Source organism: Streptomyces sp. NPDC033845 (genome assembly GCF_055576225.1).
This window is the reverse complement of record NZ_JBVIRI010000019.1, coordinates 30,743-53,564: the sequence shown is the minus strand read 5'-3', so window position 1 is coordinate 53,564 and position 22,822 is coordinate 30,743. Positions and strand designations below refer to the sequence as shown.

20 protein-coding genes and 1 pseudogene are annotated in these 22,822 nt (G+C 71.9%); 9 read left to right on the top strand and 12 right to left on the bottom strand.

Translation table 11 applies throughout. The annotated features are described in order from the left end of the window. Positions 1-33: 33 nt before the first annotated feature. Together ACZ50K_RS30265 and ACZ50K_RS30260 are read right to left on the bottom strand one after the other, a co-directional pair. The gene (locus tag ACZ50K_RS30265; RefSeq protein WP_468908735.1) at positions 34-1,284 is read right to left on the bottom strand and encodes a polyamine ABC transporter substrate-binding protein; all 1,251 of its coding nucleotides are present in this window, start codon (positions 1,282-1,284) and stop codon (positions 34-36) included. A gap of 69 nt (positions 1,285-1,353) precedes the next feature. Further along, on the bottom strand, positions 1,354-2,886 hold the full coding sequence (locus ACZ50K_RS30260) for a gamma-aminobutyraldehyde dehydrogenase (protein WP_468908733.1): 1,533 nt from the start codon (positions 2,884-2,886) through the stop codon (positions 1,354-1,356). Positions 2,887-3,060: 174 nt separating this feature from the next. On the opposite strand from ACZ50K_RS30260, the gene ACZ50K_RS30255 reads away from it, so the two are divergent. After that, positions 3,061-3,657, top strand: a complete 597-nt coding sequence (locus ACZ50K_RS30255; RefSeq protein ID WP_468908731.1) for an NADAR family protein — start codon at positions 3,061-3,063, stop codon at positions 3,655-3,657. 61 nt (positions 3,658-3,718) lie between these two features. On the opposite strand, the gene ACZ50K_RS30250 is transcribed toward ACZ50K_RS30255, so the two are convergent. Beyond that, positions 3,719-4,357 (bottom strand): DUF4190 domain-containing protein, encoded by a 639-nt coding sequence (locus tag ACZ50K_RS30250; protein WP_468908728.1) that lies wholly within the window; start codon positions 4,355-4,357, stop codon positions 3,719-3,721. A 101-nt stretch (positions 4,358-4,458) separates the two neighbouring features. Between ACZ50K_RS30250 and ACZ50K_RS30245 the strand changes: the two genes are divergently transcribed. Both ACZ50K_RS30245 and ACZ50K_RS30240 read left to right on the top strand, forming a co-directional pair. Beyond that, positions 4,459-5,484, top strand: coding sequence for an adenosine deaminase (locus tag ACZ50K_RS30245; protein ID WP_468908725.1), 1,026 nt, complete (start codon positions 4,459-4,461; stop codon positions 5,482-5,484). 12 nt (positions 5,485-5,496) lie between these two features. Then, a complete protein-coding gene (locus ACZ50K_RS30240; RefSeq protein ID WP_468908722.1) occupies positions 5,497-6,225 on the top strand; it encodes a glycerophosphodiester phosphodiesterase in 729 nt (242 codons plus the stop codon). Here ACZ50K_RS30240 and ACZ50K_RS30235 read toward each other — a convergent pair. Together ACZ50K_RS30235 and ACZ50K_RS30230 are read right to left on the bottom strand one after the other, a co-directional pair. Beyond that, positions 6,222-7,400, bottom strand: coding sequence for a polyamine ABC transporter substrate-binding protein (locus ACZ50K_RS30235; RefSeq protein ID WP_468908720.1), 1,179 nt, complete (start codon positions 7,398-7,400; stop codon positions 6,222-6,224). The genes ACZ50K_RS30240 and ACZ50K_RS30235 overlap by 4 nt on opposite strands. Before the next feature lie 110 nt (positions 7,401-7,510). Further along, the gene (locus ACZ50K_RS30230) at positions 7,511-8,950 is read right to left on the bottom strand and encodes a gamma-aminobutyraldehyde dehydrogenase (RefSeq protein ID WP_468908717.1); all 1,440 of its coding nucleotides are present in this window, start codon (positions 8,948-8,950) and stop codon (positions 7,511-7,513) included. Positions 8,951-9,120: 170 nt separating this feature from the next. Between ACZ50K_RS30230 and ACZ50K_RS30225 the strand changes: the two genes are divergently transcribed. The 6 genes and pseudogenes from ACZ50K_RS30225 to ACZ50K_RS30200 all read left to right on the top strand — a co-directional run bounded on the left by ACZ50K_RS30225 (position 9,121) and on the right by ACZ50K_RS30200 (position 15,103). Continuing rightward, positions 9,121-9,624 carry an Lrp/AsnC family transcriptional regulator gene (locus ACZ50K_RS30225; protein ID WP_468908715.1) on the top strand — a complete coding sequence of 168 codons (504 nt, stop codon included), beginning with the start codon at positions 9,121-9,123 and terminating at the stop codon, positions 9,622-9,624. Continuing rightward, positions 9,609-10,988, top strand: a complete 1,380-nt coding sequence (locus tag ACZ50K_RS30220; RefSeq protein ID WP_468908712.1) for an aspartate aminotransferase family protein — start codon at positions 9,609-9,611, stop codon at positions 10,986-10,988. Before ACZ50K_RS30225 ends, ACZ50K_RS30220 begins: the two co-directional genes overlap by 16 nt. 258 nt (positions 10,989-11,246) lie before the next feature. Beyond that, a pseudogene (locus tag ACZ50K_RS30215) lies at positions 11,247-11,912 on the top strand (ABC transporter ATP-binding protein); the annotation flags it as partial. Beyond that, on the top strand, positions 11,894-12,976 hold the full coding sequence (locus ACZ50K_RS30210; protein ID WP_468908709.1) for a hypothetical protein: 1,083 nt from the start codon (positions 11,894-11,896) through the stop codon (positions 12,974-12,976). The pseudogene ACZ50K_RS30215 and the gene ACZ50K_RS30210, both read left to right, overlap by 19 nt. A 34-nt stretch (positions 12,977-13,010) precedes the next feature. Beyond that, complete coding sequence (locus ACZ50K_RS30205; RefSeq protein ID WP_468908708.1) at positions 13,011-14,102, top strand: LOG family protein; 1,092 nt, start codon at positions 13,011-13,013, stop codon at positions 14,100-14,102. Positions 14,103-14,191: 89 nt separating this feature from the next. Further along, the gene (locus tag ACZ50K_RS30200) at positions 14,192-15,103 is read left to right on the top strand and encodes a DMT family protein (protein WP_468908705.1); all 912 of its coding nucleotides are present in this window, start codon (positions 14,192-14,194) and stop codon (positions 15,101-15,103) included. A gap of 7 nt (positions 15,104-15,110) precedes the next feature. Here the strand turns inward: ACZ50K_RS30200 and ACZ50K_RS30195 are convergent, their stop codons facing one another. The 7 genes from ACZ50K_RS30195 to pyrH all read right to left on the bottom strand — a co-directional run bounded on the left by ACZ50K_RS30195 (position 15,111) and on the right by pyrH (position 22,789). Further along, complete coding sequence (locus ACZ50K_RS30195) at positions 15,111-16,181, bottom strand: ABC transporter ATP-binding protein (protein WP_468908871.1); 1,071 nt, start codon at positions 16,179-16,181, stop codon at positions 15,111-15,113. Between the two features lie 8 nt (positions 16,182-16,189). Beyond that, positions 16,190-17,803, bottom strand: coding sequence for an ABC transporter permease (locus ACZ50K_RS30190; protein ID WP_468908869.1), 1,614 nt, complete (start codon positions 17,801-17,803; stop codon positions 16,190-16,192). A gap of 71 nt (positions 17,804-17,874) precedes the next feature. Beyond that, a complete protein-coding gene (locus tag ACZ50K_RS30185) occupies positions 17,875-18,954 on the bottom strand; it encodes a thiamine ABC transporter substrate-binding protein (protein ID WP_468908703.1) in 1,080 nt (359 codons plus the stop codon). Positions 18,955-19,217: 263 nt separating this feature from the next. Beyond that, complete coding sequence (rlmN, locus tag ACZ50K_RS30180; protein WP_468908700.1) at positions 19,218-20,330, bottom strand: dual-specificity RNA methyltransferase RlmN; 1,113 nt, start codon at positions 20,328-20,330, stop codon at positions 19,218-19,220. 71 nt (positions 20,331-20,401) lie between these two features. Further along, complete coding sequence (locus ACZ50K_RS30175; protein ID WP_468908697.1) at positions 20,402-21,382, bottom strand: phosphatidate cytidylyltransferase; 981 nt, start codon at positions 21,380-21,382, stop codon at positions 20,402-20,404. Then, on the bottom strand, positions 21,382-21,939 hold the full coding sequence (gene frr / locus ACZ50K_RS30170; protein ID WP_468908694.1) for a ribosome recycling factor: 558 nt from the start codon (positions 21,937-21,939) through the stop codon (positions 21,382-21,384). The genes ACZ50K_RS30175 and frr overlap by 1 nt, the downstream gene beginning before the upstream one ends. A gap of 70 nt (positions 21,940-22,009) precedes the next feature. Then, positions 22,010-22,789 carry a UMP kinase gene (gene pyrH, locus ACZ50K_RS30165; RefSeq protein WP_468908692.1) on the bottom strand — a complete coding sequence of 260 codons (780 nt, stop codon included), beginning with the start codon at positions 22,787-22,789 and terminating at the stop codon, positions 22,010-22,012. Positions 22,790-22,822: the final 33 nt, after the last annotated feature.

Below are 22,822 nucleotides of genomic sequence, written 5' to 3'. Positions count from 1 at the left end.
CCCGGTTGTCTGTGGTGGGCGGAAGAGGGCGGATCAGGAGCCGATGAGCTTGGCGAACTTCTCCTCGTACGCCGTCTCCTCTTCCGGGGTGAGGGAGCGGAAGGCGCGGGACTTGGCGGTCATCGCCTTGTCCGGGACGATCAGCGTGTTGTCCGCGAGGGCCGGATCGATCTTCGCGAGCTCGTCCTTGACGCCCTCGACCGGGCAGACGTAGCTGATGTAGGCGGCCAGCTGGGCGGCGACCGGGAGCTCGTAGTAGTAGTCGATGAGCTTCTCGGCGTTGGCCTTGTGCCGGGCCCGGGCGGGGACCAGCAGGTTGTCGCTGGAGGTGATGTAGCCGGCGGCCGGGATGGCGTAGCGGATGTCGGGGTTGCCGGCCTGCAGCTGGATGACGTCCCCGGCCCAGGCCAGACAGGCGGCGAGGTCGCCCTTGTCCAGGTCGGAGGTGTAGTCGTTGCCGGTGAACCGGCGGATCTGCTTCTTCTCCACGCCCTTGTTGAGCCGGCCGATGGCCCCGTCGAAGTCGGCGGTGGTGAAGTTCCCCGGGTCCTTGCCCTGGTCGAGGAGGGTCATGCCGACGGAGTCGCGCATCTCGGTGAGGAACCCGACCCTGCCCTTGAGGGCGGGGTCGTCCAGCAGCTGGGTGACCGAGTCGACCTTCCGGCCGCCGGTGGCCTTGATGTTGTAGGCGATGACGGTGGAGATGCCGGTCCAGGGGTAGCTGTGGGCCCGTCCCGGGTCCCAGTCGGGGCTGCGGAACTGCGGGGACAGGTTCGCGAAGGCGTGCGGCAGCCGGGCCGGGTCCAGCCGCTGGGCCCAGCCCAGCCGGATCATCCGGGCGGCCAGCCAGTCGGTGACCACGATCAGGTCGCGGCCGGTGTCCTGGCCGGCCGCCAGCTGCGGCCGGATCTTGCCGAAGAACTCGACGTTGTCGTTGATGTCCTCGGTGTACTTGACCTTGATCCCGGTCCGCTTGGCGAACGCGGCGAGGGTCGGGCGGGACTTCTCGTCCTCGCTGATGTCCATGTACTCGGTCCAGTTGGAGAAGTTGATCTCCTTCTCCGCGGCCGAGTGGTCGTCGGAGGCCGCCGCGGGCCCGTCGGCCCGTTTGGCCGGCGGGATCCCGCAGGCGGTCAGGCCCGCCAGCCCGCCGAGCGCGAGCGCCCCGGCCCCGGAGGCGCGCAGCAGCGACCGGCGGGTCAGGGCCCCGCGGCCACTGGTCAGGCTCCGCCGCATCGCGGCGAGTTGCGCCGCCGAGAGGCGGTCGGGCTCGTGGTGCTCCATGCGCTGTGCCCTTTCGGAGGTGTACCGCTGGTCGGGCGGTGGCTGCCGCGCGGCGGTGGCCGCGGGTCGTTACGGACGGTCCCCGAAGATCGTGCGGTGCCAGTCCTTCTCGGCGACCGCGGTGTTGTCGTACATCACATGCTTGACCTGCGTGTACTCCTCGAAGGAGTAGGCCGACATGTCCTTGCCGTAGCCGCTGGCCTTGTAGCCTCCGTGCGGCATCTCGCTGATGATCGGAATGTGGTCGTTGACCCAGACGCAGCCCGCCTTGATCTCGCGGGTGGCCCGGCCGGCCCGGTAGACGTCCCGGGTCCAGGCGGAGGCGGCGAGGCCGTAGGGGGTGTCGTTGGCCAGCGCGATGCCCTCCTCGTCGGTGTCGAAGGGCAGCACCACCAGGACCGGCCCGAAGATCTCGGACTGGACGATCTCGCTGTCCTGGGCGGCCCCGGCGACCAGGGTGGGCCGGTAGTAGGCACCCCCGGCCAGGCTGTTGCCGGCCGGGTCGGTGTCCGGGACCTCCCCGCCGGTGACCACCGTGGCGTAGCCGCGGGCCCGCTCCACGAATCCGGCCACCCGGTCGCGCTGGGCGTGCGAGACCAGCGGGCCCAGGTCGGTGCCGGCCGCGAAGGGGTCGCCGACCCGGACGGTGTCCATCAGCTCGGCGACCCGGGCCACGAAGGCCTCGTACAGCGGCCGCTGGACGTAGGCGCGGGTGGCGGCCGTGCAGTCCTGGCCGGTGTTGATGAGGGAGCCGGCGACGGCGCCGTGCGCGGCGGCCTCCGGATCGGCGTCGTCGAAGACCACGAAGGGGGCCTTGCCGCCGAGTTCCAGGTGCAGTCGCTTGACCCCGGCGGTGGCGATCTCGGCGACCCGCTTGCCGACGGCGGTGGAGCCGGTGAAGGAGGTCATGGCCACGTCGGGGTGCCCGACCAGGTGCTCCCCGGCGGTCCGGCCGGCCCCGGTGACGATGTTGATCACGCCGTCCGGGATGCCGGCCTCCTTGGCCGCCTGGGCGAACATCAGGGAGGTCAGCGGGGTGAGCTCGGCCGGCTTCAGGACGATGGTGTTGCCCGCGGCCACGGCCGGCAGGATCTTCCAGGCGGCCATCTGGAGCGGGTAGTTCCAGGGTGCGATGGAGCCGACCACCCCGATGGCCTCGCGGCGCACGTGGGAGGTGTGGTCCCCGGAGTACTCGGCGGCCGCCTGGCCCTGGAGGTGCCGGGCCGCCCCCGCGAAGAAGGCCGTGTTGTCCACGGTGCCCGGTACGTCGAACTCGGTGGTCAGCTTGAGCGGCTTGCCGCACTGCACGGACTCGGCGTACGCGAAGTCCGCCGCCTGCTCGGCGAGGATCGCGGCCAGCCGGTGCAGGGCGTCCGAGCGCTCGCCCGGGGTGCTCCCGGACCAGCCGGGGAAGGCCGCCACGGCGGCGGCCACGGCCGCGTCCACGTCCTCGGTGCCGGCCAGCTCGAAGGTCAGCACCTCCTGGCCGGTGGCCGGGTCGACGACGGTGTGCGATTCTCCCGAGGTCCCGGACCGCAGCCGCCCGTCGATGTACTGCGCGCCCTCTGCGAAGCGGTCTTTGATCTGGAAGCGGTTGCCCATCACGCTCTCCGTAGCTCCTGCCCGAATTGAGTGCCGATCCTGGCAGAGGCATTGGCCCCAGCCAAGGGATTCCGTAGTTGCCTTTTGATTACGCGACGGAATCGGTCGACCAAGTGTCGAGACTGGCCGCAAATCCCGTACGAAGTGTCCGTGGCGGCTGCCAGACTGGCGTGCATGGAGATGATCGACACGCTGATCGGGCAGGTCAGCCGGGGTGAGCGGGTCAAGTTCCTGCCGTTCTGGGGGCACCGGGCCCGGCCCGACGGCTCCCTGGGACCGGGCTGCCTCAGCCAGTGGTGGCCCTCCCCCTTCACCGTCGGTGAGGTGGAGTACGCGACGGCCGAGCACTGGATGATGGCCGCGAAGGCCCGGCTGTTCGAGGACCCGGAAGCGGAACACGCGGCGCTGACCGCGCGCAGCCCCGCCCAGGCCAAGAAGGCGGGCCGGCTGGTCCGCGGTTTCGACCCCGCCGTGTGGGAGCGGGAGCGGTTCGGGATCGTGGTGGACGGCAGCGTCCACAAGTTCGGCTCCAGCCCCGAGCTGCTCGGCTATCTGCTGGGCACCGGCCGGCGGGTGCTGGTGGAGGCCAGCCCGATGGACCGGATCTGGGGCATCGGACTGGCCGCGGACGACGAACGCGCCCTGGACCCGGCCCGCTGGCGGGGGCTGAACCTGCTGGGCTTCGCCCTGATGGAGGCCCGGGAACGGCTCCGGGCCGGAGCCACCGGAACCACCGGGACCAACGGGACCAACGGGACCACGGGGACCTGAGCCCCGGCCGCGTGGCGGCCGGGAGGGCGGGGCCGTCGGGGGGCGGCCCCGCTCCGGCCGGTCAGCTGCGGTGCAGCACCTGGGAGGTCGCGGGGTCGTCCACCCCGTACTCGGTTCCGCCCTCGCCTTCGCCGTCCCCGCCGTAGACGGCCCCGAGGACCACCAGGACGGTCATCAGCGCGCCCAGCACGATGCCGACCGCGCCGACCACGATCCCGGCCAGCGCCTGCCCGCCGTTGGAGGCCTCGCCGCGCGCCGCCCGGCCGCGTCCCAGGATCCCGAACACCACGGCGGCGATGCCGAGGACCACCGACAGCGGGCCGAGGCAGGACAGCACCGCCGAGATGATCCCCAGGGTCAGGGCCGTCACCCCGAAGCCGTTGCGCGGCAGCGCCCCGTACGGCGGGAGGCCGGGGCCGGCGGCCTGCGGGCCGCCCGGATAGCCGTATCCGTAGGCCTGGGACGCGCCGCTGTCGTAGCCGTACCCGTACTCGTACCCGCCGGGGGCGCCGGCGGGGGCCGCCGGTTCGGCCGGGGCCGGGTACCCGTACGCCGGGCCGGCGGCTCCGGGCATCCCCGCGACGGTCGGCTGGTCGTGCACGGACGGCGGACCCTGCCGGTCCGCGGCCCCCGGTGCCTGCCCGGCGGGCCGCTCGGGCAGCGCCCACGGGTCGGCGGGATCAGGGCTCTGGTTCGTCATGTGCGCCCCCCTTCTCGGACGGCCATGCTACGGGCTGCCCCGGCGGCTCCCCGGGCCTGCCTACGATGAGGGTTCGGTACCCGCTGTGAGAGAGGCCCCCCATGTCCGACCTGCACCGCTTCATCGCGGGGCTGCCCAAGGCCGAGCTGCACGTCCACCACGTCGGCTCGGCCTCCCCCCGGATCGTGGCCGAACTGGCCTCGCGGCACCCCGACTCCAAGGTGCCCACCGACCCCGAGGCGCTCGCCGACTACTTCACCTTCACCGACTTCGCGCACTTCATCGAGGTGTACCTGTCGGTGGTGGACCTGGTCCGCACCCCCGAGGACGTCCGGCTGCTGACCTACGAGGTCGCCCGCGACATGGCCCGGCAGAACATCCGCTACGCCGAACTCACCATCACCCCCTACTCCTCCACCCGCCGGGGCATCGAGGAGAAGGCCTTCATGGCGGCCATCGAGGACGCCCGGCTGGCCGCCGAGGCCGAGCTCGGCGTGGTCCTGCGCTGGTGCTTCGACATCCCCGGCGAGGCCGGCCTGGAGGCCGCCGCCGAGACGGCCCGGCTGGCCGTGGACCTGCGCCCCGAGGGGCTGGTCTCCTTCGGCCTCGGCGGGCCGGAGATCGGCGTGCCCCGCCCCCAGTTCAAGCCCTACTTCGACGCCGCCCGGGCGGCCGGTCTGCACAGCGTCCCGCACGCCGGCGAGACCACCGGCCCGGAGACCGTCTGGGACGCCATCCGCGAGCTGGGGGCCGTCCGCATCGGTCACGGCACCAGCGCCACCCAGGACCCGGAGCTGCTGGCGTACCTGGCCGAGCACCGGATCGCGCTGGAGGTGTGCCCCACCTCCAACCTCGCCACCCGTGCGGTCACCGACCTGGACGCGCACCCGGTCAAGGAGATGGTGGCGGCCGGGGTGCTGGTCACCATCAACAGCGACGACCCGCCGATGTTCGGCTCCGACCTGAACAACGAGTACGCGGTGGCCGCCCGGCTGCTGGACCTGGACGAGCGGGGCCTGGCCCAGCTGGCGAAGAACGCGGTGGAGGCCTCCTTCCTCGACCCGGCCGGCAAGGCGGCGCTGACCGCCGAGATCGACGCGTACACCGCCTCCTGGCTCGCCGCCTGACCTGCGCGGAGAATGGGGATCATGCGCACCCTGACTGCAGTCGGCCACCGCGGTGATCCCTACCGCGTCCGCGAGAACACCCTCGCATCGCTCCGCTCCGCGTTCGCGCGCGGAGCGGACGCCGTGGAGATCGACGTACGGCTGACCCGTGACGGGGTGCCGGTGCTGCTGCACGACGACACCCTGGGCCGGCTGTGGCGGGCGGACGTGCCGCTGGCCTCGGTGACCGCGGCCCAGCTGCGCGAGCTCACCGGCGGCGGGGTGCCGACCCTGCGGGAGGCGCTGATCGCCACCGGGGCCGCCCGGGTCATGGTGGACCTGCCGGGGGCGACCCCGGAGGCGGTGCGGACCGTGGTGGGGCAGGTCCGCGAGTGCGGGGCCCGGGACCGGGTGTACTACTGCGCGGGCGCCGACACCATGCTGGCGGTCCGGGCCGCCGACCCGGGCGCCGAGATCGCCCTGACCTGGACCACGCTCAGCCCGCCGCGCCGGGTCCTGCTGGACGCGATCGGCCCGGCCTGGCTCAACTACCGGTTCGGGCTGCTCGGGCCGGAGCTGACCCGGGCGCTCCAGGCGGACGGCCTGCTGGTGTCGGCCTGGACGGCGGACACCGCCCGCAGCATGCGGAAGCTGATCGCGGCGGGCGTGGACTCCATCACCACCAACCGCGTCGACCTGCTGGCCGGGGTCCGGGCCCGCACCGCCGCCCTGCGCGAGGGCCGGCAGCCAGGCCGGGCCTAGAGGCCGACGATGGCGTTCCAGCGCTTGGCGAAGGGGCGCCGTTCCTCGGCCGAGATGTCCCGGGCCACCGCGAGCCGTGCGCGCATGGCGGTGTCCGGGAAGATCAGCGGGTTCTCGGCGAGGGCGGCCGTCTCCTCGTCCTCGGAGCCGGCCAGGACCTCGCGGGCGGCCGGGACCGGGCAGACGTAGTTGACGTAGGCGGCGAGTTCGGCCGCGACCTCCGGCTGGTAGTAGTGGTCCACCAGGGCCTCGGCATTGGCCTTGTGCCGGGCGAGGTTGGGGATGAGCAGGCTCTCCGCCCACAGTTCCGCGCCCTCCTCCGGGACCACGAACTCGATGTCGGGGTTGTCGGCTTGGAGCTGGATGGCGTCGCCGGAGTAGGCCTGGCAGGCGATCACATCGCCCTTGCTGAGGTCGGAGGTGTAGTCGTTGCCGGTGAAGCGGCGGATGTGCTTCTTGCGGACCAGCGCCTCCACCCGGTCGCACATCCGGTGGAAGTCGTTCTCGGTCCAGCGGGTGACGTCGACCCCGTCGCCCTGCATCAGCAGGGAGAAGGACTCGTCCAGGCCGGAGAACAGGGTGACCTTGCCGGCCAGGTCGGGGTGCCACAGGTCCCGGACGGACTTCAGTTCGCGGCCCAGCGCCTTGCGGTTGTAGGCGATCCCGGTGATCCCGGACTGCCAGGGGACGGTGTGCAGCCGGCCGGGGTCGAAGGCGGGGTCGGCGAGCAGCGGGTCCAGGTGGGCGGTGACGTTGCCCTGGGCGGCGCGGTCCATCTTCTGGGCCCAGCCCAGGTGGACGAAGCGGGCGGCCATCCAGTCGCTGACCACCACCAGGTCGTGGCCGGTCTCCTGACCGTTCATCAGGGCCGGGCTGACCTTGCCGAAGAACTCGTCGTTGTCGTTGATCTCCTCGCTGTAGCGGACGGAGATCCCGGTCCGCTCGGAGAAGGCCGACAGGGTCGGCCGCAGGGTCTCGTCCTCTTCGTCGGTGTCGATGTAGAGGGGCCAGTTGGCGAAGGCCAGGCTCCTGTCCCGGCCGGACCGGTCCGGTCCGCCGCGCCGGTCCTCCGGGATGTACGCGGCGGGCACCCCGCAGCCGGTGAGCGCGGCGAGCAGGCCCGCGGCCCCCAGGCCACGCAGGGCGGAGCGGCGCGAGAAGGCGAGTTCAGGCATGGGGAAAGACTCGGGGAAACGCCGAGGGGCGGGCAATAGACACACTGTCTACTGCCCGCCCCAGGGGAGCCCGGCCTGACCGGGCCGATGATCGATCAGTCGCCGGGCGGTCAGCCGCCGAGCGAGGTCATCACGTGCTTGATGCGGGTGTAGTCCTCGAAGCCGTAGGCGGAGAGGTCCTTGCCGTAGCCGGACTTCTTGTAGCCGCCGTGCGGCATCTCGGCGACCAGCGGGATGTGGGTGTTGATCCACACGCAGCCGAAGTCGAGGTTCTTGGACATCCGCATGGCGCGGCCGTGGTCCTTGGTCCAGACGGAGGAGGCGAGGGCGAACTCGACGCCGTTGGCGTACTCCAGGGCCTGGTCCTCGTCGGTGAAGGACTGGACGGTGATGACCGGGCCGAAGACCTCGTTCTGGATGATCTCGTCGTCCTGCTTGAGGCCGGAGACCACGGTCGGGGCGTAGAAGTAGCCCTTGTCGCCGACCCGGTGGCCGCCCGCCTCGACCTTGGCGTGGGCGGGGAGCCGCTCGATGAACCCGCTGACCTGGGCGAGCTGGTTGGGGTTGTTCAGCGGGCCGTAGAGCACGTCCTCGTCGTCCGGCTGGCCGGTCCTGGTGTCGGCGGCGGCCTTGGCGAGGGCGGTCACGAACTCGTCGTGGATCGACTCGTGGACCAGCACGCGGGTGGCGGCCGTGCAGTCCTGGCCGGCGTTGAAGTAGCCGGCGACGGCGATGTCCTCGACGGCCTTGGCCAGGTCGGCGTCCTCGAAGACCACGACGGGGGCCTTGCCGCCGAGCTCCAGGTGGACCCGCTTGACGTCCTTGGCGGCGCTCTCGGCGACCTGCATGCCGGCCCGCACCGAGCCGGTGATGGAGGCCATCGCCGGGGTGGAGTGCTCGACCATGGCCCTGCCGGTCTCGCGGTCGCCGCAGATCACGTTGAAGACGCCCTTGGGCAGCACCGAGTCGATGATCTCGGCCATCAGGACGGTGGAGGCGGGGGTGGTGTCCGAGGGCTTGAGGACCACGGTGTTGCCCGCGGCGATGGCCGGGGCGAACTTCCACACGGCCATCATCATCGGGTAGTTCCAGGGGGCGACCTGGGCGCATACGCCGACCGGCTCGCGGCGGACGATGGAGGTCATGCCCTCCATGTACTCGCCGGCCGAGCGGCCCTCCAGCAGACGCGCGGCGCCGGCGAAGAAGCGGATCTGGTCCACCATCGGGGGCAGTTCCTCGCTGGCCGTGAGGGCGAGCGGCTTGCCGGTGTTCTCCGACTCGGCGGCGACGAGCTCGTCGGCGCGGGCCTCGAAGGCGTCGGCGATCTTCAGCAGGGCCTTCTGGCGCTCGGCGGGGGTGGTGTCGCGCCAGCCGGGGAAGGCGGCCGCGGCGGCGGCCATGGCGGCGTCGACATCGGCCTGGCCGGACAGCGGGGCGGTCGCGTAGACCTCGCCGGTGGCGGGGTTGACCACCTCGGTGGTCCGCCCGTCGGCGGCGTCCTTGAACTCTCCGCCGATGTAGTTGCGCAGACGACGCAGTTCGGTGGTCACTACACCCACACTCCTGATCACATGTCCAACGATTGAGACGATGACGCCAGCCTAGCTCGTTTGCCGACGCTTTCGACAGAGCCAAGCGGAGTCGACTACGAAATCCGTGAACTTACGTCGCCCAAACAACGGATTTCATCGATTCCGGGTTGCGGAACAGACGAGTCCTCGTGCACAGTGAGGCCGTGGTCAGTCGAAGCGCAGATTCCAGGAACCGACAACCGTCCCCTTCGGTCGATGCTGTGTCCCTGGCGATCATCGAGCAACTGCAGGAGGACGGACGCCGTCCCTACGCAGCGATCGGCAAGGCCGTCGGCCTCTCCGAAGCGGCCGTGCGGCAGCGCGTGCAGAAGCTGCTCGACCAGGGGGTCATGCAGATCGTCGCCGTCACCGACCCGCTCACCGTGGGCCTGCGGCGCCAGGCGATGGTCGGCATCAACGTCGAGGGCGACCTCGACCCGGTGGCCGACGCCCTGACCGCGATGGCCGAATGCGAGTACGTGGTGATGACCGCGGGCTCCTTCGACCTGATGGTGGAGATCGTCTGCGAGGACGACGACCACCTGCTCGACACGATCAACAAGAAGATCCGCACGCTCCCCGGCGTGCGATCTACCGAAAGCTTCGTTTACCTGAAGCTGAAGAAGCAGACCTACATGTGGGGAACCCGATAACCGTGACCCAGGACCTGTCCAAGACCGCGTACGACCACCTGTGGATGCACTTCACCCGCATGTCCTCGTACGAGAACTCCCCCGTCCCCACCATCGTGCGGGGCGAGGGCACCTACATCTACGACGACAAGGGCAAGCGCTACCTGGACGGCCTCGCCGGGCTGTTCGTGGTCAACGCCGGCCACGGCCGCAAGGAGCTGGCCGAGGTCGCCTACAAGCAGGCCCAGGACCTCGCGTTCTTCCCCATCTGGTCGTACGCGCACCCCAAGGCCGTCGAGCTCGCCGAGCGCCTCGCCGACTACGCCCCCGGCGACCTGAACAAGGTCTTCTTCACCACCGGTGGCGGCGAGGCCGTCGAGACCGCCTGGAAGCTCGCCAAGCAGTACTTCAAGCTCCAGGGCAAGCACACCAAGTACAAGGTCATCTCGCGTGCGGTCGCCTACCACGGCACCCCGCAGGGCGCCCTGTCCATCACCGGCCTGCCGGCCCTGAAGGCCCCCTTCGAGCCGCTGGTCCCCGGCGCCCACAAGGTGCCGAACACCAACATCTACCGCGCCCCGATCTTCGGCGACGACCCCGAGGCCTTCGGCCGCTGGTGCGCCGACCAGATCGAGCAGGAGATCCTCTTCGAGGGCCCCGACACCGTCGCGGCCGTCTTCCTGGAGCCCGTGCAGAACGCCGGCGGCTGCTTCCCGCCGCCGCCCGGGTACTTCCAGCGGGTCCGCGAGATCTGCGACCAGTACGACGTACTGCTCGTCTCCGACGAGACGATCTGCGCCTTCGGCCGCCTCGGCACGATGTTCGCCTGCGACAAGTTCGACTACGTGCCGGACATGATCACCTGCGCCAAGGGCATGACCTCGGGCTACTCCCCGATCGGCGCCTGCATCGTCTCCGACCGCATCGCCGAGCCCTTCTACAAGGGCGACAACACCTTCCTGCACGGCTACACCTTCGGCGGACACCCGGTGTCCTCCGCGGTGGCGCTGGCCAACCTCGACATCTTCGACAAGGAAGGCCTGAACCAGCACGTGCTGGACCAGGAGGGCAACTTCTTCGAGACCCTGAAGAAGCTGCACGACCTCCCGATCGTCGGCGACGTCCGCGGCAACGGTTTCTTCTACGGCATCGAGCTGGTCAAGGACAAGGTCACCAAGGAGTCCTTCACGGACGAGGAGACCGAGCGCGTGCTCTACGGCTTCCTCTCCAAGGCGCTCTTCGAGAACGGCCTGTACTGCCGGGCCGACGACCGCGGCGACCCGGTCATCCAGCTGGCCCCGCCGCTGATCGCCGACCAGGGCACCTTCGACGAGATCGAGGGCATCCTGCGCTCCGTGCTCACCGAGGCGTGGACCAAGCTGTAACCAGCGCACCACCGCTCCACCGAGCCGCCCCGGCCCGGATCCGCCGTTCGAGTGAGAACGGGGGGTCCGGGCCGTGTGCTGTCCCCAGCCGGGCGTTTCATCCTCTTACATCTCTTTGCGGCGCCAGTGACTTCCAGCGGCTCCGCTTCGTTCCCCCGGACGGAGGTGTACGCCATGGTGGAACCACCGGACAACGAGGTGCTCTGGGCGCGGTCCCTGCACCACACCCACAACGGCACGCCCGGCCTGACCGACGTGTCCGCGGGAGTCCGGCAGGGCGAGATCCTCGCCGTGACCGGCCCCCGCGGCAGCGGAAAGACCACCCTGCTGCGCTGTCTGTCCGGACAGCTGGCACCCGACCAGGGCGAGGTGTGGTTCAACAGCGTCCCCGTGCACACCATGGGAGCCGTCACCCGCGAGCGGCTGCGCCGCGACCGGTTCGGCTGGATCGGCCCCGAACCCCAGCTGCTCCCCGAGCTCACCGCCTGGGAGAACGCCGCCCTCCCGCTGCTGCTCACCGGCGCCCCGCACCGCGCGGCCAAGCGCGCCGCCCTCGAATGGCTGAGCCGCCTCGACATCGGCGGACTCGCCCGGAAACGGCCCCGCGCCCTGACCCGGCCCGAGGCCCAGCGGGTGGCCCTGGCCAGGGCCCTGGCCAACGAACCCGCGGTGGTCTTCGCCGACGAACCCACCGCCCCGCTGCACCGGGCCGAACGGGCCCTGCTGCTGCGCACCCTCACCACCGCCGCCCGCTCCCACGGGATCACCGTGGTCATCGCCACCCACGACCAGGACACCGTCGCGGCCGCCGACCGTGAGCTCGCCCTCCTCGACGGGCGCACCAGCCACACCGGCCTCGCCGGACCGCCCCGGGCCGCCACCGACAGCGGGGAGGGCCGCGCAGAGTGCTCGCTCTCCGCCTAGCCCGCGGCTCCCGCCCGCTGGTCCAACTCCGCCGGCTGCTGGTCGCCGCCGCCTCCGCCGGCACCGGGTTCCTGCTGCTCGCCGTCCTCGCCGGGGCCACCGCCGGCTCCGCCGGACCCGGCGGATCCTTTCCGCTGCTGCTCTGGGCCCTGGTCCCGCTGGCCGTCACCGTCCGGCTCGCCGTGGCCGTGGCCCGCACCGACCCCTCCACCCGCCCCCGGGACGCGCTGACCGCCGCCGGGCTGGGACCCGTACGGCTCACCCTGGTCGCGGCCATCTCCACCGCCGTGGCCTGCGCCCTGGGCAGCGCCCTGGCCTTCGCCGTCTTCCTGCACCTGCGCGGAGACCTCTCCGGGTTGCCCTTCGACGGGGCCGGCGCCGCCTTCCTGCACGCCGACCGGCCGCTCCCGCTGGCCGCCGCCCTCACCCTGCTCGCCGTGGTCCCGCTCGCCGGGGCGGCCGCCGCCGCCCTGGCCCTGCGGCCCCGCCCCGCCCGCGCCCCGCAGACCGGGCTGCCCTGGGGGGTCGCACTGACCGCCTGCGGCCTGGCCGTCCAGGCCTACGCCGGCCGGGAGCCCGCCGGACTGCTCGCCGGCTGGACCCTGACCGCCGCCGGACTGGTCCTCGCCGGTCCCGCCCTGGCCTACGCCTGCGGGGCCCTGGTCCAGTCGGTCCGCCCGGGGGCGCTGCGGCTGCTGGCCGGCCGCGGACTCCAGGAGGAGGCCGGCCGGGTCGGCGGACCCCTGGGCCTGCTCTGCGCACTGGCCGCCGCCGCGTTCACCGGGCTGGCCCTGCGCGACCGGGGCGGGCTGCCGCTGCCGCCCGGACCGCTCACCGGACCGGCCGCCGGACTGGTCGCCGCCTGCGTGGCGGCCATCCTGCTCACCACGGCCGTCGAGGCCCGGCAGGCCCGCGCCGAGACCCGGGGCGCGCTGCTCGGCCTCGGCACCCCCGGCCGCACCCTGCGCACCGCCGCCACCCTGCGGGCGGGCACCCTCACGGCGGTCTGCCTGCCGCTGAGCTGGGCCGTCGCCCAGCTGACGGCGGCCGCCCTGACCCGCTGAAGCGCCGCCCGGCCCCCGTCATAGGGTGGGCCGGGTGGCCAACGCAGACATCGAGATCGAGACCCTCACCGAATTCGACCAGGTGGTCGCCCGCGGATCCCTGAGCGGGTACCGGATCCAGTCCGTCAACCTGCTGGAACGCACCTTCGCCCTGCTGTCCGCCGACACCTCGGCGGCCGTGTTCCTGGGCTGCCCGATGGAGCCCGACGCGGCCGTGAAGGTCCGCGCGGACGGGGCCCTGGTCTTCCCGCCGGTCCCAGACCTGCCGTTCGACCCGTACCGGGGGCTGCTCTACACCCCCGAGGAACTCTTCGCCTCGCTCCCCCACGGCTACGAGGCCACCCCCGACGCCCTCGCCTACTCCTGGTTCCAGGAGACCAAGGACGACGGGGACGTCTTCTCCTCCATGCTGCGCTCCGTGCACGACGACTCCATGTCCGACGCCCTGGACGAGCACCTCGTCGGCGCCCGGGTGGTCGGGGTGATGGGCGGCCACGCCCTGGCCCGCGGCGGCGACGCCTACGCGGGGGCCGCCCGGCTCGGCCGTACCCTGGCCCGCGGCGGGCTGACGGTGGCCACCGGCGGCGGACCCGGGGCCATGGAGGCCGCCAACCTCGGCGCCTATCTCGCCCCCGCCCCCGACGAGGCCCTCACCGAGGCCCTGGAGCTCCTCGCCAAGGCCCCCTCCTTCACGCCGTCCGTGTCCGACTGGGCCCGGGCCGCCTTCGCCGTCCGGGAGCGCTGGCCGGCCGGCGGCGACTCGGTGGGCATCCCCACCTGGTTCTACGGGCACGAGCCGCCGAACGCCTTCGCCGGGCACATCGCCAAGTACTTCGCCAACGCCACCCGCGAGGACGGACTGCTGGCCCGCTCCACCGCCGGGGTGGTCTTCCTGCCGGGCGCCGCCGGCACCGTCCAGGAGGTCTTCGACGCCGCCACCCCCAACTACTACGGGTCCCGCGGCGAGCCCACCCCGATGGTGCTGGTGGACCGGGCGCACTGGACCGAGCGGCTGCCCGCCTGGCCGCTGCTGCGGGCCCTGGCCGCGGGCCGGCCGATGGAGTCCCGGATCGCCCTGGTGGACTCGGTGGACGAGGTCCCCGAGGCCCTCGCCGGAATGAACTGAGTCACCCGGGGCAACTCCGGAGCCCGATCCCACGTCTGGCAGGAGTACCGCAGAACCTGCCCGACATGTGACGTGAACGGAGCCCACCGGTGCTCATAGGCCTGCTGACCGCCGTGGCGGCGTCCCTCTGCTACGGCACGGGATCCGTGCTCCAAGCGGTGGGCTCCCGCCGGGCCGCCCGCGAGAACCCGACCGCCGACGGGGTCACCGCGCACGGCGGCCCCAATCTGTCCTCCACCGCCAAGGCGGCCATGACCTGGGAGTTCATCCTCGGCACGGTGCTGGACTTCATCGGCTTCGGGCTGGGCGCACTCGCCGCCCGGCTGCTGCCGCTGTTCCTCTCCCAGACGGTCATCAGCGCCAATCTGGTGGTCACCGCGGTGCTCAGCGTGAGGATGCTGGGGATCCGGCTCACCCGCCGGGAGTGGACCTCCATCGCGGTGGTCTGCTCCGCGCTGGTGCTGCTGGCGACCGCGGCGGGCCACGAGGGGGACGGCCACGCCCCGGCGGCCACCCACTGGTGGCTGCTGGCCGTGACGGTGCTGATCATCGTGGGCGGCACGGTGGCCGTGCGGTTCCTCGGCTCCCGGGCCGCGATCCTGGCCGGCCTGCTGTCCGGACTGGGCTTCGGCGCCCTCGGCGTCGGAGTGCGGATCCTGGACGGGGTGGACCCCTTCGACCTCGGCACCCTGCTCGCCGACCCGGCGCTCTACGCGATCCTGATCGCCGGCTCCGGCGGCATGTACCTGCACACGGTGGCCCTGCAGATCGGTTCGGTGAACGGGGCCACGGCCGCGCTGGTGGTCGGCGAGACCGTGCTGCCGGGGGCCATCGGGGTGCTCTGGCTGGGCGACGCCTCCCGGCCCGGATACGCCTGGCTGGCCGTGCTCGGCTTCGTCCTGGCGGTGGCGGGGGCGGTGGCGGTGGCCTGGTTCGGCCGGCACGAGACCGAACCGGCGGCGACCGCCGCGCCCGCCCCCGAACCGGCCGCGGTGCGGTAGCCGGGAGCTACTCCCCCGGCTCCCCCGGCTCCCCCGGCCCGCCGGGCCCGTCCGGCCCGCCGGGGAGCAGCACCACATCGCCCGCGTCGAAGGTCACCGAGACGGCCTTGCCGACCTCCGGGGCCTCCGCCAGCTCGCACTCGGCCTCCAGCGGCGGTCCCTCGGCCGGGCGCACGGTCACCGCCACATGGGTGCCGCGGAAGGTCCGGGACTCCACCGTGCAGCGCAGCCCCTCGGTCTCCGGCCCGGCCAGCCGCACCCCGGCCGGGCGCACCAGCAGCCGGCCCGGTCCGGCGGCGGATCCGGCGGGGACCGGGACGCGCCCCCAGGGGGTGTCGGCGGTGCCCCCCGACACGGTGGCCGGGACCACGTTCTCGAAGCCGAGGAAGCGGGCCACGAACTCGGAGGCGGGACGCTGCCACACCTCCAGCGGGCTGCCGGCCTGGGCGATCCGGCCGTCCTGCATCACCACCACCCGGTCGGCCAGCGCGAAGGCCTCGCTCTGGTCGTGGGTGACGGCCAGCACCGTGGTGCCCAGCCGGGAGAACAGCGTCCGCAGCTCCACCACCAGCCGCTCCCGCAGTCCGCGGTCCAGCTGGCCCAGCGGCTCGTCCAGCATCAGCAGCCGGGGCGACGGGGCCAGGGCCCGGGCCAGCGCCACCCGCTGCTGTTCGCCGCCGGACAGCGAGGCCACCGCCCGGTGCCCGGCGCCCGGCAGGCCCACCAGGGTGAGCAGCTCGGCCACCCGGGCCCGGGTCTCCGCCTTGCCGACGCCCTGCATCCGCAGGCCGAAGGCCACGTTGGCTCCGACGTCCCGGTGCGGGAACAGCTGGTGGTCCTGGAACATCAGGCCCACCCCGCGCCGGTGCACCGGCACCCCGGCCTGGTCCGCGCCGGCCAGCCTGACCCGCCCGGAGTCGACCGGCTGGAGGCCGGCGACCACCCGGAGCAGGGTGGACTTGCCGCTGCCGCTCGGGCCGAGCACACAGACGATCTCGTGCTCGGCCACGTCGAGCCGCACCGCGTCGACCACGGGACGCTCGCCGAAGCGGACCGTGACGGAGTCGAGTTCCAGCATTGCGGGCATCAGAATTCTCCGGAGGTCTTGTCGGGCCGCAGCCGCTCCAGCGCGACCAGGGCCACCGCGCACACCAGCATCAGGATGGTGCTCAGCGCCATCGCCTGCCCGTAGTTCAGCTCACCCGCCCGGCCCAGCAGCCGGGCCACGGCCACCGGCAGGGTCGGATGGTCGGGCCGGGCGATGAACACGGTGGCCCCGAACTCGCCCAGCGAGACGGCGAAGGCGAACCCGGCCGCGATCAGCAGGGCCCGCCGCACCATCGGCAGGTCCACCTCCCGCCAGGCCCGCCACGGGGAGGCGCCGAGCACGGCGGCGGCCTCCCGCAGCCGGCCGTCGACGGCGCGCAGCACCGGCAGCATGGTCCGCACCACGAAGGGCACCCCGACCAGGGCCTGGGCCAGCGGCACCAGGATCCAGGAGTCCCGCAGGTCCAGCGGCGGCTCGTCCAGGGTGATCAGGAAGCCGAAGCCCACCGTCACCGCGGACACGCCCAGCGGCAGCATCAGCAGCGCGTCGAACCCGCGGACCAGCCGGCCGCCCCGCCGGGTGAGGGCGGCGGCGGCCAGCCCGCCGACGGCCAGGGCGATGGCGGTGGCGGCCAGCGCGTACTGGAAGGAGTTCCAGATCGCCTCCAGCGGCGGGACCAGGAAGGTGCCGGTGGCCCCGGCGTCCTGGAGGGCCCGGTAGTAGCCGAGGCCGTAGCCGCCGGGCAGGTCGAAGGACCGTTCCACCAGGACGCCCAGCGGGAGCACGATCAGCAGCCCGATGGTCAGCAGCACCCCGCCGAGCAGGGCCCACTGCCCGGGGCCGTGTGGCCGGTGCGCGGTGCCGGCCGGGTCGACCAGCCGCAGGGCGGTCTCCCGGCGGCGCACCGTCCAGGCGTGCAGGCCGAGGATCCCGCCCATGGCCACGAACTGGATCATGGTGAGGACGGCGGCCGTCGGCAGGTCGAGCAGCTGGGCGGTCTGCCGGTAGACCTCCACCTCCAAGGTGGAGTAGGCGGGGCCGCCGAGGATCTGGACCACGCCGAAGGAGCTGAAGGTGAACAGGAACACCATCAGCGCGGCGGCGGCCACCGCCGGGGCCAGCGCGGGCAGGGTCACCCGCCGCCAGGCGGCGAACCGGCCGGCGCCCAGGACCCGGGCGGCCTCCTCCTGCCGGGGGTCCAGCTGGGCCCACAGTCCTCCGACGGTCCGCACGATCACGGCGTAGTTGAAGAACACGTGGGCCAGCAGGATCGCCCAGACGGTGGTGTCCAGCCGGACCCCCCACAGCTCGTCGGCCAGCCCGTTCCGCCCGACCAGGGCCAGGAAGGCGGTGCCGACGACCACGGTCGGCAGCACGAACGGGACGGTCACCACGGCGCGCAGCAGCTGCTTGCCGGGGAACTCGAAGCGGGCGAAGACATACGCCCCGGGCAGCGCGAGGAGCAGGGTGAGGGCGGTGGAGGCGAGGGCCTGCCAGGTGGTGAACCAGAGCACCCCGGCGATGTCCGGCCGGGTCAGGACCTCCCCGATCCGGCCGAACTCCCAGCCGGAGCCGGTCCTCAGCCCGCGCCCCAGGATGGCGGCGACGGGCCAGGCGAAGAACAGGGCGAAGAACGCGAGGGGCAGGGCCATCAGGGCCGGCCGGACCAGCCGTCCGCCCGGCCCCCCGGGCCCGCCGCGCCGCTTCACCGGGTGTCCGCGGTCTACTTCACGACGAGCGAGGTCCACGACTTGATCCACTGGTCGCGGTTCGCGGCGATGGTCTCGGGGGCCACCGTCTCGGGCTTCTCGACGACCACACCGTGCTTGGTGAAGATCTCGGGCAGCTTGGCGTCCTTGACCACCGGGTTCACGAACATGTTGAGCGGCATGTCCTCCTGGAAGCCGGTGCCGATCAGGAAGTCGATCAGGGCCTTGCCGCCGGCCTCGTTCTTCGCCCCGTCCAGGAGGCCGGCGAACTCGGTCTGGCGGAAGCAGGTGCCGGTGGAGACGCCCGTCGGGGCCTCGGCCGGCTGCGGCTCGGCGTACAGCACCTCGACCGGCGGGCTGGAGGCGTAGGAGACCACCAGCGGGCGGTCGCCCTTGGCCTTCTTGCCGCCGGCGGAGCCGGAGAACCGCTCGTTGTAGGCCGTCTCCCAGCTGTCGACCACCTCGACGCCGTTGGCCTTGAGCTTGGTCCAGTACTCCTCCCAGCCCTTCTCGCCGTACTTGCCGACGGTGGCGAGGAGGAAGCCGAGGCCCGGCGAGGAGGTCGCGGTGTTCTCGGTGACGAGGAGGTTCTTGTACTCGGGCTTGACCAGGTCGTCCAGGGTCTGCGGCGGGGCGAGCTTCTTGTCCGCGAAGTACTTCTTGTCGTAGTTGACGCAGATGTCGCCGCTGTCGATCGGGGTGACCCGGTGCTCCTTGTCGAGCTGGTACTCGGCACCGACCGAGGCCAGGCCCTTGGCCTCGTAGGGCACGAAGACCTTCGCGTCGAGGGCGCGGGAGAGCAGGGTGTTGTCCACCCCGAAGAAGACGTCGCCGCGGGGCTTGCCCTTGGTGAGGATCTCCTGGTTGAGGGCGGTGCCGGCGTCTCCGCTCTTGACCACCTTCACCGTGTAGCCGGTCTGCTTCTGGAACTCCTTCAGGATCGCCTCGGAGGCGTTGAAGGAGTCGTGGCTGACCAGGGTGACGGTCTTGTCCTTGGACTCGTCCTTGGCGTCGCCGCCACCGCAGCCGGCGAGCGTGCCGACGCCGAGCGCGGCCGCGAGCACGGTGCCCGTGATCTTCTTGGTGGTGCTCATGGAACATTTCCTCCTGGAGTGACCAGGAGAAGACGCGGCCCCGCCCCGGGCGCTCAGAAGGGAGCGGGCAGCCCGGCGCAGGGCGCAACAGCTTGAGGTGGTGACCGAACTTCCTACCCGGAATGACCCGGGCGAGGTTCAGAGGGTCTGCGGCCTGACGGGTGCCGCACTCTCAGCGCTGTGGCGCTCCCCTGTCGGAATATGCAATTGGTTCGGCCACAGGGTACCCCGTGGCCGAACCTGTGCGCGGATCTGTCCGGAACCTAGCGTTCCGAGGCTGCGAGCTGGCCGCAGGCGCCGTCGATCTCCTGGCCGCGGGTGTCCCGGACGGTCACCGGCACCCCGTGGTGGGCGATGGCCTGGACGAAGGCCCGCTCGTCCTCCGGACGGGAGGCGGTCCACTTGGAGCCCGGGGTCGGGTTCAGCGGGATCAGGTTGACGTGTACGCGCTTGCCCTTGAGCAGCCGGCCCAGCAGGTCCCCGCGCCAGGCCTGGTCGTTGATGTCGCGGATCAGGGCGTACTCGATGGAGATCCGGCGGCCGGACTTCTCCGCGTACTCCCAGGCCGCGTCGAGGACCTCGCGGACCTTCCAGCGGGTGTTCACCGGGACCAGGGTGTCGCGCAGCTCGTCGTCCGGGGCGTGCAGGGAGACCGCGAGCCGGCACTTGAAGCCCTCGTCGGCGAATCGGAGCATGGCCGGGACCAGGCCGACGGTGGAGACGGTGATGCCGCGCTGGGACAGCCCGAGGCCGTCGGGCTCCGGGTCGGTGAGCCGCCGGATGGCGCCGACCACCCGCTTGTAGTTGGCGAGCGGCTCCCCCATGCCCATGAAGACGATGTTGGAGAGCCGGGCCGGGCCGCCGGGGACCTCGCCGTCGCGCAGGGCGCGCATCCCGTCCACGATCTGGTGCACGATCTCGGCGGTGGACAGGTTCCGGTCCAGGCCGGCCTGGCCGGTGGCGCAGAACGGGCAGTTCATGCCGCAGCCGGCCTGCGAGGAGATGCACATGGTGACCCGGTCGGGGTAGCGCATCAGGACGGACTCCACCAGGGTGCCGTCGTGCAGCTTCCACAGGGTCTTGCGGGTGGTGTCGGCATCGCAGGAGATGTGCCGGATCACCGTCATCAGCTCGGGCAGCAGCTCCTCGCGGAGCTTCTCGCGGGAGGCGGCCGGGATGTCGGTCCACTCGGCCGGGTCGTGCGCGTACCGGGCGAAGTAGTGCTGGGAGAGCTGCTTGGCCCGGAAGGGCTTCTCCCCGATCGCGGCCACCGCCTCGCGGCGCTCCTCGGGGGTCAGGTCGGCCAGGTGCCGGGGCGGCTTCTTCGCCCCGCGGGGCGCGACGAAGGTGAGCTCACCGGGAACGGGGCGGGCCATGGCAGGTACTCCTCTAAGACGAAAGGCGCGCTGCACCGGCAGCGCGCCTTTCCAGAGTACCGGCCGGCGGGTCAGCCCGTTCCGACGAAGGCCGCGAGCAGCAGCCAGACCACCGGGGCGGTGGGCAGGAGCGAGTCCAGCCGGTCCATGATGCCGCCGTGGCCGGGCAGCAGGGTGCCCATGTCCTTGATGCCGAGATCCCGCTTGATCATGGATTCGCCGAGGTCGCCGAGGGTGGCGGTGACCGCGACCACCAGTCCCAGGACCAGGCCCTGCCACCAGCTGCCGCCGTCGATCAGGAACTCCATGCACAGGGCTCCGGCGACCATGGCGAAGCCGATCGCTCCGAAGAGGCCCTCGCGGGTCTTTCCGGGGCTGATGCGCGGGGCGAGCTTGTTCCGGCCGAAGCGCCAGCCGACCGCGTAGGCGCCGGTGTCGCTGACCACGGTGAGCACCAGGAAGGTGATCACCCGCTGCGGGCCGTCGTCGGCGGCCAGCAGCATGGTCACGAAGGTGGCCAGGAACGGCACGTAGAAGGCCGCGAAGACTCCGGCCGTGACGTCCTTGAGGTAGTCCTCCGGCGGCTCGGTCATCCGCCAGACCAGCACCGCCAGCGCGGTCAGCGCCATCGCGACCCAGGCGCCCTCGGCGCCCCGGACGTATCCGGCGATGACCATGGCGGCGCCGCCGACCGCGAGCGGTACCAGCGGTGCCTTGATGCCCTTGCGTTCCTGCAGCCGGGAGGTGAGCTCCCACAGGCCGACGACGACGGCGACGGCGACCACGCCGACGAACACCGCCTTGACGATCAGCAACGAGGCGAAGATGACCGCACCGAGGCCGACACCGACCCCTATGGCGGCGCGCAGGTCACGCCCGGCGCGCTTCTTGGGCGGCGGCGAGGCGTCCTGCGGGGCCTGCGGGGGTGGCGTGGGCATGGGCTCCTGCGGCGGCATGTCGGCGCGGAACGGGGGGCCGTCCGGAAGGACGGCCCCCCGATCATATGCGGGACCAGCCGGAACGGGCTCCGCCTCCCAGGGAGAGTCGTTCATCAGACCTCGAGGAGCTCGGCTTCCTTGTGCTTGAGCAGCTCGTCCACCTGGGCGACGTACTTCGCGGTGGCGTCGTCGAGCTCCTTCTCCGCGCGGCGCACCTCGTCCTCGCCGGACTCCTTGTCCTTGACGAGCTTGTCGAGGGCGTCCTTCGCCTTGCGGCGGATGGCGCGGATGGAGATCTTGGAGTCCTCGGCCTTGGTGCGCGCGACCTTGATGTACTCCTTGCGGCGGTCCTGCGTCAGCTCGGGGAAGGTCACCCGGATGATATTGCCGTCGTTGCTGGGGTTGACGCCCAGGTCGGAGTCCCGGATGGCCTGCTCGATGTTGCGCAGGGCGCTCTTGTCGAACGGGGTCACCACGGCCATCCGCGGCTCGGGCACCGAGAAGGACGCGAGCTGGTTGATGGGCGTGATGGCGCCGTAGTAGTCGGCCACGATCTTGTTGAACATCGCCGGGTGCGCACGGCCGGTGCGGATCGCGGCGAAGTCCTCCTTGGCGACCACGACGGCCTTCTCCATCTTCTCCTCGGCTTCGAGGAGGATTTCTTCGATCACCACGTGCTCCTGCATGTCAGATTCGGATGGTGCGGGCGGGCGGGCGGACCGGCGCGAGCCGGCAGGGCGCTCAGTCCCGGGTCCCCTGGTCGCTCACGAGCGTGCCGATCTTCTCACCCTTGACCGCGCGGGCGATATTGCCCTCGGTCAGCAGCTCGAAGACGAGGATCGGAAGCTTGTTGTCACGGCACAGCGTGATGGCGGTGGCGTCGGCGACCTTGAGGTCGCGGGAGAGCACCTCGCCGTATTCGAGCGCGTCGAACTTCACCGCGCCCGGGTTCCTCTTCGGGTCGGAGTCGTAGACCCCGTCCACGCCGTTCTTGCCCATCAGCAGGGCCTCGGCGTCGATCTCCAGGGCACGCTGGGCGGCGGTGGTGTCGGTGGAGAAGTAGGGCATGCCCATGCCCGCGCCGAAGATGACGACGCGGCCCTTCTCCAGGTGTCGTACGGCCCGCAGCGGGATGTACGGTTCCGCGACCTGACCCATGGTGATGGCGGTCTGGACGCGGGAGTCGATGCCTTCCTTCTCCAGGAAGTCCTGGAGGGCGAGGCAGTTCATGACGGTGCCGAGCATGCCCATGTAGTCCGAGCGGGCCCGGTCCATGCCGCGCTGCTGCAGCTCCGCGCCGCGGAAGAAGTTGCCGCCGCCGATGACGATCGCGATTTCCGCGCCGTCGCGGACCACCGCGGCGATCTCTCTCGCGATGGCGTGGACGACGTCGGGGTCGACACCGAGTCCCCCGCCGCCGGAGAAGGCTTCGCCCGACAGCTTCAGCATGAAGCGGCGGCCCTTCTTCTCGTGGTCGCTCGTGTCGTCGGAAGCGGTGTGGGGGTCCACGCCCTGATTCATGGAGATCTCCTCGTGCACATACGAAGGAGGCCA

What these genes read in the sequence shown, in the direction of transcription:
- ACZ50K_RS30265 (WP_468908735.1), bottom strand. Translation starts at nt 1,284, where the DNA reads ATGGAGCACCACGAGCCCGACCGCCTCTCGGCGGCGCAACTCGCCGCG.
- ACZ50K_RS30260 (WP_468908733.1), bottom strand. Translation starts at nt 2,886, where the DNA reads ATGGGCAACCGCTTCCAGATCAAAGACCGCTTCGCAGAGGGCGCGCAG.
- ACZ50K_RS30255 (WP_468908731.1), top strand. Translation starts at nt 3,061, where the DNA reads ATGGAGATGATCGACACGCTGATCGGGCAGGTCAGCCGGGGTGAGCGG.
- ACZ50K_RS30250 (WP_468908728.1), bottom strand. Translation starts at nt 4,357, where the DNA reads ATGACGAACCAGAGCCCTGATCCCGCCGACCCGTGGGCGCTGCCCGAG.
- ACZ50K_RS30245 (WP_468908725.1), top strand. Translation starts at nt 4,459, where the DNA reads ATGTCCGACCTGCACCGCTTCATCGCGGGGCTGCCCAAGGCCGAGCTG.
- ACZ50K_RS30240 (WP_468908722.1), top strand. Translation starts at nt 5,497, where the DNA reads ATGGGGATCATGCGCACCCTGACTGCAGTCGGCCACCGCGGTGATCCC.
- ACZ50K_RS30235 (WP_468908720.1), bottom strand. Translation starts at nt 7,400, where the DNA reads ATGCCTGAACTCGCCTTCTCGCGCCGCTCCGCCCTGCGTGGCCTGGGG.
- ACZ50K_RS30195 (WP_468908871.1), bottom strand. Translation starts at nt 16,181, where the DNA reads ATGCTGGAACTCGACTCCGTCACGGTCCGCTTCGGCGAGCGTCCCGTG.
- ACZ50K_RS30190 (WP_468908869.1), bottom strand. Translation starts at nt 17,803, where the DNA reads ATGGCCCTGCCCCTCGCGTTCTTCGCCCTGTTCTTCGCCTGGCCCGTC.
- ACZ50K_RS30185 (WP_468908703.1), bottom strand. Translation starts at nt 18,954, where the DNA reads ATGAGCACCACCAAGAAGATCACGGGCACCGTGCTCGCGGCCGCGCTC.
- rlmN (WP_468908700.1), bottom strand. Translation starts at nt 20,330, where the DNA reads ATGGCCCGCCCCGTTCCCGGTGAGCTCACCTTCGTCGCGCCCCGCGGG.
- ACZ50K_RS30175 (WP_468908697.1), bottom strand. Translation starts at nt 21,382, where the DNA reads ATGAACGACTCTCCCTGGGAGGCGGAGCCCGTTCCGGCTGGTCCCGCA.
- pyrH (WP_468908692.1), bottom strand. Translation starts at nt 22,789, where the DNA reads ATGAATCAGGGCGTGGACCCCCACACCGCTTCCGACGACACGAGCGAC.